13 protein-coding genes are annotated in these 12,627 nt (G+C 70.0%); 4 read left to right on the top strand and 9 right to left on the bottom strand.

The genetic code is table 11. The features are described 5' to 3' along the window. Positions 1 to 76: 76 nt before the first annotated feature. The 4 genes from IOD14_RS04675 to IOD14_RS04660 form a co-directional block, all read right to left on the bottom strand. On the bottom strand, positions 77 to 1,201 hold the full coding sequence (locus IOD14_RS04675; RefSeq protein WP_123991147.1) for a GuaB3 family IMP dehydrogenase-related protein: 1,125 nt from the start codon (positions 1,199 to 1,201) through the stop codon (positions 77 to 79). Between the two features lie 104 nt (positions 1,202 to 1,305). Beyond that, complete coding sequence (gene guaB, locus IOD14_RS04670) at positions 1,306 to 2,808, bottom strand: IMP dehydrogenase (protein WP_123991146.1); 1,503 nt, start codon at positions 2,806 to 2,808, stop codon at positions 1,306 to 1,308. Positions 2,809 to 2,971: 163 nt separating this feature from the next. Further along, positions 2,972 to 3,559 (bottom strand): sigma-70 family RNA polymerase sigma factor, encoded by a 588-nt coding sequence (locus tag IOD14_RS04665; RefSeq protein ID WP_007384137.1) that lies wholly within the window; start codon positions 3,557 to 3,559, stop codon positions 2,972 to 2,974. 285 nt (positions 3,560 to 3,844) lie between these two features. After that, positions 3,845 to 4,456: a response regulator transcription factor gene (locus tag IOD14_RS04660; protein WP_003948568.1), complete on the bottom strand. Its 612-nt coding sequence runs from the start codon at positions 4,454 to 4,456 to the stop codon at positions 3,845 to 3,847. A gap of 381 nt (positions 4,457 to 4,837) precedes the next feature. On the opposite strand from IOD14_RS04660, the gene IOD14_RS04655 reads away from it, so the two are divergent. Beyond that, positions 4,838 to 5,164: a WhiB family transcriptional regulator gene (locus tag IOD14_RS04655; RefSeq protein ID WP_007384136.1), complete on the top strand. Its 327-nt coding sequence runs from the start codon at positions 4,838 to 4,840 to the stop codon at positions 5,162 to 5,164. A 61-nt stretch (positions 5,165 to 5,225) separates the two neighbouring features. Here the strand turns inward: IOD14_RS04655 and IOD14_RS04650 are convergent, their stop codons facing one another. Further along, on the bottom strand, positions 5,226 to 6,125 hold the full coding sequence (locus IOD14_RS04650; RefSeq protein ID WP_123991145.1) for a LysR family transcriptional regulator: 900 nt from the start codon (positions 6,123 to 6,125) through the stop codon (positions 5,226 to 5,228). A gap of 80 nt (positions 6,126 to 6,205) precedes the next feature. Between IOD14_RS04650 and IOD14_RS04645 the strand changes: the two genes are divergently transcribed. From IOD14_RS04645 to IOD14_RS04635, 3 genes are all read left to right on the top strand, one after another. Further along, positions 6,206 to 6,874: an MOSC domain-containing protein gene (locus IOD14_RS04645; RefSeq protein WP_212669709.1), complete on the top strand. Its 669-nt coding sequence runs from the start codon at positions 6,206 to 6,208 to the stop codon at positions 6,872 to 6,874. Between the two features lie 50 nt (positions 6,875 to 6,924). Beyond that, positions 6,925 to 7,698 carry an SDR family oxidoreductase gene (locus IOD14_RS04640; protein WP_123991143.1) on the top strand — a complete coding sequence of 258 codons (774 nt, stop codon included), beginning with the start codon at positions 6,925 to 6,927 and terminating at the stop codon, positions 7,696 to 7,698. 90 nt (positions 7,699 to 7,788) lie between these two features. After that, positions 7,789 to 8,478 (top strand): ester cyclase, encoded by a 690-nt coding sequence (locus IOD14_RS04635; RefSeq protein ID WP_123991142.1) that lies wholly within the window; start codon positions 7,789 to 7,791, stop codon positions 8,476 to 8,478. A 121-nt stretch (positions 8,479 to 8,599) separates the two neighbouring features. On the opposite strand, the gene groL is transcribed toward IOD14_RS04635, so the two are convergent. The 4 genes from groL to IOD14_RS04615 form a co-directional block, all read right to left on the bottom strand. Further along, entirely contained in the window at positions 8,600 to 10,225 is a 1,626-nt protein-coding gene (gene groL / locus IOD14_RS04630; protein WP_123991141.1) for a chaperonin GroEL, read from the bottom strand. A 119-nt stretch (positions 10,226 to 10,344) separates the two neighbouring features. Continuing rightward, positions 10,345 to 10,653: a co-chaperone GroES gene (gene groES, locus IOD14_RS04625; protein ID WP_028807844.1), complete on the bottom strand. Its 309-nt coding sequence runs from the start codon at positions 10,651 to 10,653 to the stop codon at positions 10,345 to 10,347. 216 nt (positions 10,654 to 10,869) lie between these two features. Beyond that, positions 10,870 to 11,667 (bottom strand): polysaccharide deacetylase family protein, encoded by a 798-nt coding sequence (locus IOD14_RS04620; protein WP_212669708.1) that lies wholly within the window; start codon positions 11,665 to 11,667, stop codon positions 10,870 to 10,872. Continuing rightward, the gene (locus IOD14_RS04615; RefSeq protein WP_212669707.1) at positions 11,664 to 12,599 is read right to left on the bottom strand and encodes a polysaccharide deacetylase family protein; all 936 of its coding nucleotides are present in this window, start codon (positions 12,597 to 12,599) and stop codon (positions 11,664 to 11,666) included. Before IOD14_RS04615 ends, IOD14_RS04620 begins: the two co-directional genes overlap by 4 nt. Positions 12,600 to 12,627: the final 28 nt, after the last annotated feature.

The following is a 12,627-nucleotide window of genomic DNA, read 5'->3' as shown; positions in this document are numbered from 1 at the left end:
GGGCGCAGAGCCCTCAGGGCATGCGGAGGGCCGGCCGCCCCACCCGGGACGACCGGCCCTCCAGCCGCCGTGAGTCCTACCGCTTGTGCTGCGCGTCGGCCACCGTGACCTCGACCCGCTGGAACTCCTTCAGCTCGCTGTACCCGGTCGTGGCCATCGCCCGCTTCAGGGCGCCGAAGAAGTTCATCGAGCCGTCCGGGATGTGCGACGGGCCGGTGAGGACCTCCTCGATGGTGCCGACCGTGCCGAGGTCGACCTTCTTGCCGCGCGGCAGCTCCTCGTTCACCGCCTCCATGCCCCAGTGGTGGCCGCGACCCGGCCCGTCCGTGGCACGGGCGAGCGGGGAGCCCATCATCACGGCGTCCGCGCCGCAGGCGATCGCCTTGGGGAGGTCGCCGGACCAGCCGACACCGCCGTCGGCGATGACGTGGACGTACCGGCCGCCGGACTCGTCCATGTAGTCGCGGCGGGCCGCGGCCACGTCCGCGACCGCCGTCGCCATCGGGACCTGGATGCCCAGCACGTTGCGCGTGGTGTGCGCCGCGCCGCCGCCGAAGCCGACCAGGACGCCGGCCGCGCCGGTGCGCATCAGGTGCAGGGCCGCCGTGTAGGTCGCGCAGCCGCCGACGATCACCGGGACGTCGAGCTCGTAGATGAACTGCTTCAGGTTCAGGGGCTCGTGCGAACCCGACACGTGCTCCGCCGAGACCGTCGTACCGCGGATGACGAAGATGTCCACGCCCGCGTCCACGACGGCCTTGGAGAACTGCGCCGTGCGCTGCGGGGAGAGCGCGGCCGCGGTGACCACGCCCGAGTCGCGCACCTCCTTGATGCGCGCGCCGATCAGCTCCTCCTTGATGGGGGCGGAGTAGATCTCCTGGAGGCGCCGGGTCGCCGTCTCCGAGTCCAGGCCGATGATCTCGTCGAGCAGCGGCTGCGGGTCCTCGTGCCGCGTCCACAGGCCTTCGAGGTTCAGCACGCCGAGGCCGCCGAGCTCGCCGATGCGGATCGCGGTGGCCGGGGAGACGACCGAGTCCATGGGGGCGGCCAGGAAGGGCAGCTCGAAGCGGTAGGCGTCGATCTGCCAGGCGATCGAGACCTCCTTCGGGTCGCGCGTACGACGGCTGGGGACGACGGCGATGTCGTCGAAGGCGTACGCCCGGCGGCCGCGCTTGCCGCGCCCGATCTCGATCTCAGTCACGATGTGTGGCCTTTCCCTGATGCGTTCAGCGTCTTCCAGTATCGCCGACGGGCACGACAAGGGCGGCCCCGGATGCTCCCGGAGCCGCCCCGTCGGACAGTTGCCTACTTACGGCTGTAGTTCGGCGCCTCGACCGTCATCTGGATGTCGTGCGGGTGCGACTCCTTCAGACCCGCCGAGGTGATCCGCACGAAGCGGCCCTTGGACTCCATCTCGTCGATGGTGGCCGCGCCCACGTAGCCCATGGTCTGGCGCAGCCCGCCGACGAGCTGGTGCAGGACGCTGGAGAGAGGGCCGCGGTAGGGCACCTGGCCCTCGATGCCCTCGGGCACGAGCTTGTCGTCGGAGCCGACCTCGGCCTGGAAGTAGCGGTCCTTCGAGTACGACTTCGCCTGGCCGCGCGACTGCATGGCACCCAGCGAACCCATGCCGCGGTATGACTTGAACTGCTTGCCGTTGATGAACTGCAGCTCGCCGGGCGACTCCTCGCAGCCGGCCAGGAGGCTGCCGAGCATCACGGTGTCGGCGCCGGCGGCGAGCGCCTTGCCGATGTCGCCGGAGTACTGCAGGCCGCCGTCGCCGATCAGCGGGATGCCGGCCGGACGGGCGGCGAGGGAGGCCTCGTAGATGGCGGTGACCTGCGGGACGCCGATACCGGCGACGACACGGGTCGTACAGATGGAGCCCGGTCCGACGCCGACCTTGATGCCGTCGACACCGGCGTCGATGAGCGCCTGGGCGCCGTCGCGGGTGGCGACATTGCCGCCGATCACGTCGACGTCGACGCTCGACTTGATCTTCGCCATCCAGCTGAGGGCGTTGCTGTTGTGGCCGTGCGAGGTGTCGACGACCAGGAAGTCCACACCGGCCGCGGCGAGGGCCTGGGCGCGCTCCAGCGCCTCGGGGCTGGCGCCGACGGCCGCACCGACGAGCAGACGGCCCTCGGCGTCCTTGGCGGCGCTCGGGTACTTCTCCGCCTTGACGAAGTCCTTGACCGTGATCAGGCCCTTGAGGACACCCGCGTCGTCGACCAGCGGAAGCTTCTCGATCTTGTGCTTGCGCAGCAGGTCCATGGCCTCGACGCCGGAGATGCCGACCTTGCCGGTGACCAGCGGCATGGGCGTCATGACCTCGCGCACCTGGCGGCTGCGGTCCGACTCGAAGGCCATGTCGCGGTTGGTGACGATGCCGAGGAGCTTGCCGGCCGGGTCGGTGACCGGGACGCCGCTGATGCGGAACTTGGCGCACAACGCGTCGGCCTCGGCGAGGGTCGCCTCGGGGTGCACGGTGATCGGGTCGGTGACCATGCCGGACTCGGACCGCTTGACGAGGTCGACCTGGTTGACCTGGTCCTCGACGGACAGGTTGCGGTGCAGCACGCCGACGCCGCCGAGGCGGGCCATCGCGATCGCCATGCGGGACTCGGTCACCTTGTCCATGGCGGCCGAGAGCAGCGGGATGTTCACCCGGACGTTGCGGGAGATGCGGGACGAGGTGTCGACCGCGTTGGGGAGCACCTCGGACGCTCCCGGCAGCAGCAGCACGTCGTCGTAGGTCAGCCCGAGCGTCGCGAATTTAGCGGGCACTCCGTCGACGTTTGCAGTCATGACACCTTCCCCAAATGGCCTTGATCGGTGCGGATGTCCATGCTAACGGGAAGCAAGGGTGGCAAATTCCACCGATTCCACGGTCCGGACCCGCTCCGGGCTTCGTATGTTCGTACGGAAACGGCGCGCCGCCCGTTCAGGAGCGCGCGCCACCGCGCCATCCCTACTGCTCGGCCAGCGCTCGCAGCCTGCTCAGCGCCCGGTGCTGCGCCACACGGACCGCACCGGGTGACATTCCCAACATCTGACCCGTCTCCTCCGCCGTCAACCCCACGGCGATGCGCAGCAGCAGCAGCTCGCGCTGGTTCTCCGGGAGGTTGGCCAGGAGTTTCTTGGCCCATTCGGCGTCACTGCTGAGCAGCGCGCGCTCCTCGGGGCCGAGCGAGTCGTCGGGCCGCTCCGGCATCTCGTCGGAGGGGACCGCCGTCGATCCGGGGTGGCGCATGGCCGCGCGCTGCAGGTCGGCGACCTTGTGCGCGGCGATGGCGAAGACGAACGCCTCGAAGGGGCGCCCGGTGTCGCGGTAGCGCGGCAGGGCGAGAAGGACGGCTACGCAGACCTCCTGCGCGAGGTCCTCCACGAAGTGCCGGGCGTCGCCCGGCAGACGGGACAACCGGGTGCGGCAGTAGCGCAGGGCCAGCGGGTGGACATGGGCGAGCAGGTCGTGCGTGGCCTGCTCGTCCCCTTCCACGGCACTGTGGACGAGCGCACCGATCGCCCCATGGGGATGAGCCGCCTCGTCGTCACGCATCGGTCCATGGTGCACTGGCGTCGTTGGATCCGTGGCATCGCGCTGGTTGTTGTGCACCGAAGCGTTATGAGCAGGTGCGCCGGAACTCATACCCTGCGCCCTCCCCTTCCGCTCGACCGACTCGTCCCCGAGAGACTCCACATCTCCAAGGATGCGGCATCCGCCACGAAACAAGCAGCGGGGCATCGAAGAGGCCGCTCGACCGCGCCCCTTCAGGGGCGCGGAGAACCGCGCGACCAGCCACAACGGGCCCGCACCAATACGACGACCGATCCGACCGGGTTCCTAGCGAACCAGACCCCACCGGAACCCGAGCGCCACCGCGTGCGCCCGGTCCGAGGCACCGAGCTTCTTGAACAGCCGCCGCGCGTGCGTCTTGACGGTGTCCTCGGAGAGGAAGAGCTCCCGCCCGATCTCCGCGTTGGACCGGCCGTGGCTCATGCCTTCGAGCACCTGGATCTCACGCGCGGTGAGCGTGGGCGCCGCCCCCATCTCGGCGGACCGCAGCCGCCGCGGGGCGAGTCGCCAGGTCGGGTCGGCGAGCGCCTGCGTCACCGTGGCCCGCAACTCCGCGCGCGAGGCGTCCTTGTGGAGGTAGCCGCGCGCCCCGGCGGCCACCGCGAGAGCGACCCCGTCCAGGTCCTCCGCGACGGTGAGCATGATGATGCGCGCACCGGGGTCCGCGGACAGCAGCCGCCGCACGGTCTCGACGCCGCCCAGACCGGGCATGCGTACGTCCATCAGAATCAGGTCCGAACGGTCCGCACCCCAGCGGCGGAGGACTTCCTCGCCGTTGGCCGCGGTCGTCACGCGCTCGACGCCGGGCACGGTCGCGACCGCGCGGCGCAGCGCCTCTCGGGCAAGCGGGGAGTCGTCGCAGACGAGGACGGATGTCATGGCCGCCCTCCGCAGCTGATGCACGTCACCTTGAGCCTCCAGGCTGGTACGAAATCGTCACCTGTGCGGTCGACCGTCTCGGACGCCTGCCCGAGCACTTGTTGTTTCAACCGCCTCCGCACTCTCAACGACGGTCACCCGAAAGAGTTACGGGGCTGTGCACTGTCTTCGGCACTCTACGTGAGGGCTCGGACACGGTGCAGACATGCGCGACGGACCCACAACGTTTCATCACAACCCATGCCCCATTCAGACCCTTTTCTTCCCATTTCCTGGTGTCTGAGGCTAGATTCGCAATGAGTCATATTTTCATCTCCTTAGATCGTAGTTGTACGGTCGTGGACACCGTATCCGCCCAGAACCGCTACAAGGGGTCACGCAATGGCAGATTTCTCCCGCCTTCCCGGACCGAACGCGGACCTTTGGGACTGGCAGCTCCTGGCCGCCTGTCGCGGGGTGGACAGCTCGCTCTTCTTCCATCCGGAGGGCGAGCGCGGTGCGGCCCGGAGTGCTCGCGAGAACTCGGCCAAGGAGGTCTGCATGAGATGCCCGGTGCGCGCGCAGTGCGCGGCGCACGCGCTCGCGGTGAGAGAGCCGTACGGCGTGTGGGGCGGGCTGACCGAGGACGAGCGCGAGGAGCTCATGGGGCGGGCGCGACACCGGCTGGTGTCCGCGTCATCCGTCGGGAGCGGCGCATCGAACAACTGAAGGAACGTTTCTCCTGGAAGGGCACGCGCGCGCGTGCCCTTCCTTGCTTTCGTCCCGCCCCTTACTTTCGTCCCGCCGCGATCGCGAGCTGCTCGAGCGTCGCCGCCACCGCGGGCACCTGGGCCAGGTCGGGCAGCGTGAGCGCGACGATCTCCCGCCGGACCGCCGGTTCCAGCGTCACCGTGCGCGCGCCCCGTGGCCGTACGGACTCGACGGCGAGCTGGGGCAGGACGGCGACGCCGAGGCCGGCGCCCACCAGGCCGACGACCGCCGGGTAGTCGTCGGTCGCGAAGTCGATGCGCGGGGTGAAGCCGGCGCTCTCGCACACCTCCACCAACTGGCCTCGGCAGCGCGGGCATCCGGCGATCCACGACTCCTCGGCGAGCTCCCCGATGGCCACCGACTCCGCGCGCGCGAGCCGGTGCCGCTCCGGCACGAGGGCGACGAGCCGGTCGGTCAGCAGGGGCCGTACGACGAGGTCGTCCCACTCGTCGCCGCCCGCGGCCCCCTCGTACCGGAAGGCGAGCGCGAGGTCGCAGTCGCCCTCCCTCAGCAGCCCGACGGACTGCGGGGGTTCGGCCTCCTCCAGGGAGACCCGGGTACCGGGGTGGGCGGCGCGCAGGGCGGCGAGGGCGGTGGGGACGAGGGTGGAGCTGCCGCTGGGGAAGGAGACCAGCCGGACGCGCCCGGCCCGCAGGCCCGCGATGGCGGCGACCTCCTCCTCCGCCGCCGTGAGCCCGGCCAGGATCCCGGCGGCGTGCCGCACCAGGGCCTGGCCCGCCTGGGTCAGCCGCATCTCGCGTCCGCTGCGGATGAGCAGCGGCGTGCCCACGGACGTCTCCAGGGCCTTCATCTGCTGGCTGACGGCGGGCTGGGTGCAGCCCAGTTCGCGCCCCGCGGCGGAGAAGGAGCCGGTGGCGGCGACGGCGCGCAGAACACGGAGATGACGGGCCTCGATCACCCTTCGAGGATAAGACGCGCTTTGACATGGCGCCCAATAATGCGTGGCACCTTTGAGTGCTGGTGTCCTACCGTGCCGCCATGAAGCTTCTGTCGGTGAATCTGGGCCGCGCGAAGGCCGTTCCGTACACGGACAATCCGGAGGGCGTCACCGGTATCGACAAGCGGCCGGCCGGCGGACCGGTGCGGGTGGCCGCGCCCGGTCCCAAGGGCATCGGCGGGAGCGCGCTCGCCGGGGACGCGGTGTGCAAGAAGCAGCACCACGGCGGCGACGACCAGGCGGTGTACGCGATGGCGCGCGAGGACCTGGACGAGTGGCAGGACGAGCTGGGCCGCACACTGGCCAACGGTGCCTTCGGCGAGAACATCACGACCGAGGGCATCGACGTCTCCGGCGCGCGGATCGGCGAACGCTGGCGCATCGGGCCGGACGTGGTGCTGGAGGTCACCAGCGCGCGGATCCCGTGCGGCACCTTCCAGGGCCACATGGGCGAGCAGCGCTGGGTGAAGCGGTTCACGCAGAAGGGCGCGCCGGGCGCGTACCTGCGGGTGATCCAGCCCGGTGAGATCCGTGCCGGGGACCCGGTCGAGATCGTGCACCGGCCGGACCACGAGGTGACGGTCGCCCTGGCGTTCCGGGCGATGACCACCGAACGGCCGCTGCAGCCAAGGCTGTTGGCGGCGGGCGAGGCGCTGCATCCGGAGGTGCGGCAGTGGGCGCTGGAGTATGTGGAGAAGCACGGCGCCTGACGGGTCCCCGGCAAGCGGACGCTGTCGGTCCCGGTCATTAACCTTGCGCCATGACAACGGCATTGATTACGGGATCGACCGCGGGCATCGGTGCCGCGTTCGCACGACGGCTGGCGGCTGACGGGCACAACCTGGTGCTGGTGGCCCGCGACACCAAGCGGCTCCAGGAACAGGCGACCGAGCTCCACGACCGCCACGGCATCGAGGCCGAGGTCCTCACCGCCGACCTTGCCACGGACCCCGGCATCGAGGCGGTCGCCGCCCGCCTCTCCGACCGCAGGTCCCCTGTCGACCTCCTCGTCAACAACGCCGGGTTCGGCAACAAGGGCCGCTATCTCGACGTCTCCATGGCGGACGAGCTGAAGATGCTCAAGGTGCACTGCGAGGCGGTGCTGCGGCTGACGTCGGCGGCGACGGAGGCGATGCGGGAGCGGGGGCGCGGAGGTGTCGTGAACGTCGCGTCGGTGGCCGCGTTCGTGCCGCGCGGGACGTACGGCGCCTCGAAGGCGTGGGTCGTGCAGTTCACTCAGGGCGCGGCGCGGGATCTGGCGGGGAGCGGGGTCCGGCTGATGGCCCTGTGCCCGGGGTTCGTGCGGACCGAGTTCCACCAGCGCGCCGGGATGGGCACGGACAACATCCCCGGCTGGATGTGGCTCGACGCGGACAAGCTGGTCGCCGCGGCCCTCACCGACCTGTCCCACGGCAAGACCCTGTCGATCCCGGACCCGCGGTACAAGGCCCTGATGGGGTTGGTGAAGGTGGCGCCGCGGGGGCTGCTGGGCGGGATCACGTCGAGGACGGGGCGCAAGTACGGTCCGCAGTGACCGTTGCGGCCAGCGCATGCCGCCATGCTGCCGACGGGCGGACAATGGTGCCGTAATGCCGGACCCAGGGGGGCCGGAGGCGATGGTGGCATGACCTTCGTACAGCTCATCGACTGCAGGACCAGCCGTTTCGACGAGATGGATCGGCTGATGGACACATGGGTCGAGCAGACCAAGGGCAAGCGGACGGCGACGCACGCGGTGGTCGGCAAGGACCGGTCCGACGCGTCGCACTTCGTCGAGATCGTGGAGTTCCCGTCGTACGAGGAGGCGATGCGGAATTCGGGGCTTCCGGAGACGGAACGCATCTTCCAGGGGATGGTCGCGCTCTGTGACGAGATGCCGACCTTCACGGATCTGGACGTGGTGCGGGACGAGCAGCTGAACCCGGGTGTCGCGCGGGAGTTCTTCGAGCACGCCGGGCGGGCCGGGACGGCGGAGCTGTTCGAGCGGTTCGCCGACGACTACCTCGACCACGATCCGGCCAACCCCGCGGATCTGGGGCTCGCGGCGGCGCGCGAGGAGTACGAGGGGTGGCGGCAGGCCTTCGACTTCACCTTCCGGGTGGACGACCAGATCGCCCAGGGCGACCGGGTGTGCACCCGCTGGACCTGGGCCGGCAAGCACACCGGCGAGTTCGTGGGCATCCCGGCGAGCGGACAGAACGTCACCATGACCGGCACCACCTGGCACCGGTTCCGGGACGGGCGGATCTGCGAGGGCTGGTGGCAGTACGACCGTGCGGGGCTGATGGAACAACTGGGGGTACTCGGGAAGTAGGGCCCCTCGGAACCGCGAAGACCCGAGAAGACCCACGGTGACCCACGAAGACCCGCGAAGGGGAAAGCCCCCGTTCCCTCAGAGGGAACGGGGGCCTCCTTGCGACCTGTGAGCGCTGGGCTCAGTGGGAGTGGCCGTGGCCGTGACCACCGGCGGCCGGCTCCTCCTCTTCCTTCTTCTCGACGACCAGGGTCTCGGTCGTCAGGAGGAGGGAGGCGATGGAGGCGGCGTTCTCCAGGGCGGAGCGGGTGACCTTGACCGGGTCGATGACGCCGGCCTTGACCAGGTCGCCGTACTCGCCGGTGGCGGCGTTGAAGCCCTGGCCCTTGTCGAGCTCGGCGACCTTGGAGGTGATGACGTAACCCTCCAGGCCGGCGTTCTCGGCGATCCAGCGCAGCGGCTCGACGACGGCCTTGCGGACGACGGCGACACCGGTGGCCTCGTCGCCGGTCTTGCCCAGGCCGCCCTCGAGCACCTTGGCGGCGTGGACCAGAGCGGAGCCACCACCGGAGACGATGCCCTCCTCGACCGCGGCGCGGGTCGCGGAGATGGCGTCCTCCAGACGGTGCTTCTTCTCCTTCAGCTCCACCTCGGTGGCGGCGCCGACCTTGATCACGCACACGCCGCCGGCCAGCTTCGCGAGGCGCTCCTGGAGCTTCTCGCGGTCCCAGTCGGAGTCGGTGTTCTCGATCTCGGCCTTGATCTGGGCGACACGGCCCTGGACGGCGGCGGAGTCGCCGGCGCCGTCGACGATCGTGGTGTCGTCCTTGGTGACCGTGACACGGCGGGCGGAGCCCAGCACGTCCAGGCCGACCTGGTCGAGCTTGAGGCCGACCTCCTCGGAGATGACCTCGGCGCCGGTCAGCGTCGCCATGTCCTGCAGCATCGCCTTGCGACGGTCGCCGAAGCCCGGGGCCTTGACGGCGACCGCGTTGAAGGTGCCGCGGATCTTGTTGACGACCAGGGTCGACAGGGCCTCGCCCTCGACGTCCTCGGCGATGATCAGCAGCGGCTTGGAGGCACCCGCCTGGATGACCTTCTCGAGCAGCGGCAGCAGATCCTGGATCGAGGAGATCTTGCCCTGGTTGATCAGGATGTACGGGTCGTCGAGGACGGCCTCCATGCGCTCCTGGTCGGAGACCATGTAGGGCGACAGGTAGCCCTTGTCGAAGGCCATGCCCTCGGTGAAGTCCAGCTCCAGACCGAAGGTGTTGGACTCCTCGACGGTGATGACACCGTCCTTGCCGACCTTGTCCATCGCCTCGGCGATGAGCTCGCCGACCTGGCTGTCCTGGGCGGACAGACCGGCGACGGCGGCGATGTCGGACTTCTCGTCGATCGGGCGGGCGGTCGCGAGGAGCTCCTCGGAGACCGCGGCGACGGCGGCGTCGATGCCCTTCTTCAGGGCGGCCGGGGAGGCGCCGGCGGCGACGTTCTTGAGGCCCTCGCGCACGAGCGCCTGGGCGAGCACGGTCGCGGTGGTCGTACCGTCACCCGCGATGTCGTTGGTCTTGGTCGCCACCTCCTTGACCAGCTGGGCACCGAGGTTCTCGTACGGGTCCTCGACCTCGACCTCGCGGGCGATGGTGACACCGTCGTTGGTGATGGTGGGAGCGCCGAACTTCTTGTCGATGACGACGTTGCGGCCCTTGGGGCCGATCGTCACCTTGACCGTGTCGGCAAGCTTGTTGACGCCGCGCTCGAGGGCGCGACGGGCGTCCTCGTCGAACTTCAGGATCTTCGCCATGGGAGCGGTTCAGCCCTCTCGAAAAACGTGGGTGAAACGAACTGCGCCCCAGACGCCCGGCTTCATAAGGTGGCGGGGGCCCGGGGCGCAGCTCACAAGCAGAATGTGCTTGAGGTGAATTACTTCTCGATGATCGCGAGCACGTCGCGGGCCGAGAGGACGAGGTACTCCTCGCCGTTGTACTTCACCTCGGTGCCGCCGTACTTGCTGTACAGCACGATGTCGCCGGTCTGGACGTCGAGCGGCAGACGCTCGCCGTTCTCGAAGCGGCCCGGGCCCACGGCCAGGACGACGCCCTCCTGGGGCTTCTCCTTGGCGGTGTCCGGGATGACCAGGCCAGAGGCGGTGGTCTGCTCGGCGTCGAGCGGCTGGACCACAATGCGGTCCTCGAGCGGCTTGATGGCAACCTTGGAGCTGGTGGTCGTCACGATCCGACCTCCCCCTTCGGAGATCTCACGGGGTTAACTGTCTGAGGTGGCGACCAGGTGGATCCGTCGTCGCGGGTGCCGGACCTGCCCGTCGCTGTGTTGGCACTCTCCAGGGGGGAGTGCCAGACCTGAGACTATGACCGCGATTAGCACTCGGTCAAGCGGAGTGCCAATCGCGTCTCCGGCGGGGGGTGCCGACGGGGCCTTCGCGGCCTCCTACAGATAGTCCTCCAGGCGCCCCACCGTCAGCCCCCGGCGGGCGATCTCCCGCAGCACCGCCACCGTCCGGTCCGTCAGGCCCGCCCCGGTCCCCGTCTCCTCCCCCGACGCCACCGACACGATGTCCCCGGCCCTCAGCGGCCGCTCCACGGCATCGCCCTCCACCGCCACGCTCCACAGCACCACCGCCGCCAGCCCGCAGTCGGCCGCCGCCCGCAGGGTCGTGCCGTCGTACGTGCCGTACGGGGGCCGGAAGAGCCGGGGCCGGATGCCGAAGCGGGAGCGCACCTTCTCCTGCTGGCCGCAGATCTCCGCGCGCTGGCCGCTGTACGGCAGGCCGCGCAGGGCGGGGTGGTCGAGGGTGTGGTTCTGGATGCTCGCGCCGACCGACTGGAGGCGGGCGAAGTGGCCGTACCCGGGGCCGACGACGCTGTCCGTGAGGAACATGCTGACGGGCAGCCGCAGTTCGCGGACCAGGTCGACGAAGCGCGGGTCCTTCTCGGCGCCGTCGTCGTAGGTGAGGAAGACGACCCTGTCGGACGTCTCGACCCGCCTGACGACCGGCGGCGGACCGCCCCGGCCGGCCGTGACGCGCGCCGGCACCCGCGGGGGTGCCGGCAGCGGAGCCGTGAGGCCCCAGTGGCGGTACGGCCGTCCGTCCGCGCCCGCGGGGCCGTACGACCCCACTCGCTGCGCCGCCTTCTTGCCCAGCCGTTCGATGGGGTCGACGGACTGGGCGCAGCCGGACAGGAGTACGACGGCCAGCCCCGCGGCGACCAGGGTCCGCGGTCTCACAGGTAGTCCTCGAGGCGGGCGACGGCGTATCCCTCGGCCGTGACCTTGTCCAGGAAGCGGCGGACCATGTCGGGCATCGTGCCCTTCCAGTCGCTCCGGCCGCGGAAGTGGCTGAGCACGATGTCGCCGGGGTGGATCTCCCGGTCCCACTCGCGGTACTCCCAGTGGTCGACGAAGACCTCCTCGTTCCAGATCGGCGCGTACTTGATGCCGCAGGACCTGGCCGCGCGCAGGGTGTTCTCGTTGTAGTTGCCGTAGGGCGGGCGGAAGAGCGCGGGCCGTGTGCCGTAGCGCTTCTCGATGACGTCCTGCATCCCGCAGATCTCGCGCTTCTGACGGGCGTACGACAGTCCGGGCAGGTAGGGGTGGTGGAGGGTGTGGTTGTTGAGGGTCACTCCCCGGTCCCGCATCCTCGCGAAGTACCCGTAGTCCTCCTTGACCAGGTAGTCGCTGAGGAAGGCGGTGTACGGGATGTTCAGGTCGCTCATCATCCGCAGGAACGCGGGGTCCTTCTCGGCGCCGTCGTCGATGGTGAGGAAGACGATCTTCTGCCGGGTCGGGATCGTGGTGAAGACCGGCGGCAGCCCCTTCTCCTCGTGACCGTCGACCTCGAAACCGCGGCGGGTGGTGATGCGGGGTTTCTCCGCGGGCGCCGGCGGGGCCGTGAGCGGGACCTGCTTGAGGCCCCAGCGTCTGGCGGTGGCGATCCGGGCCTGTTCGGCACGGAGCCGGGCGGCCTGGATGCGGACCTTGTCGGCCTGGACGTCGGCGCCGGGCGCCGGGGGTGCTCCGAGGGGGCGCCGCCCGCGGACGTCGGTGCCGTCCGGGCGGGCGCAGCCGGAGACCAGGGCGGCCACTGCCAGGAGGACGAGGCCGCTGCGGACCGACACCCTCAACACACCATTTTTATAGTTTTGTCCTACTGTTCCCATGGGGCCGGATCTTCGCAGGTCACGGCCT

Origin of the sequence: Streptomyces sp. A2-16, from assembly GCF_018128905.1 — a bacterium.
In the GTDB taxonomy this organism is placed as follows: domain Bacteria; phylum Actinomycetota; class Actinomycetes; order Streptomycetales; family Streptomycetaceae; genus Streptomyces.
Note: the sequence above shows the minus strand (reverse complement) of the source record. Positions and strands in the feature narration are given on the sequence as shown.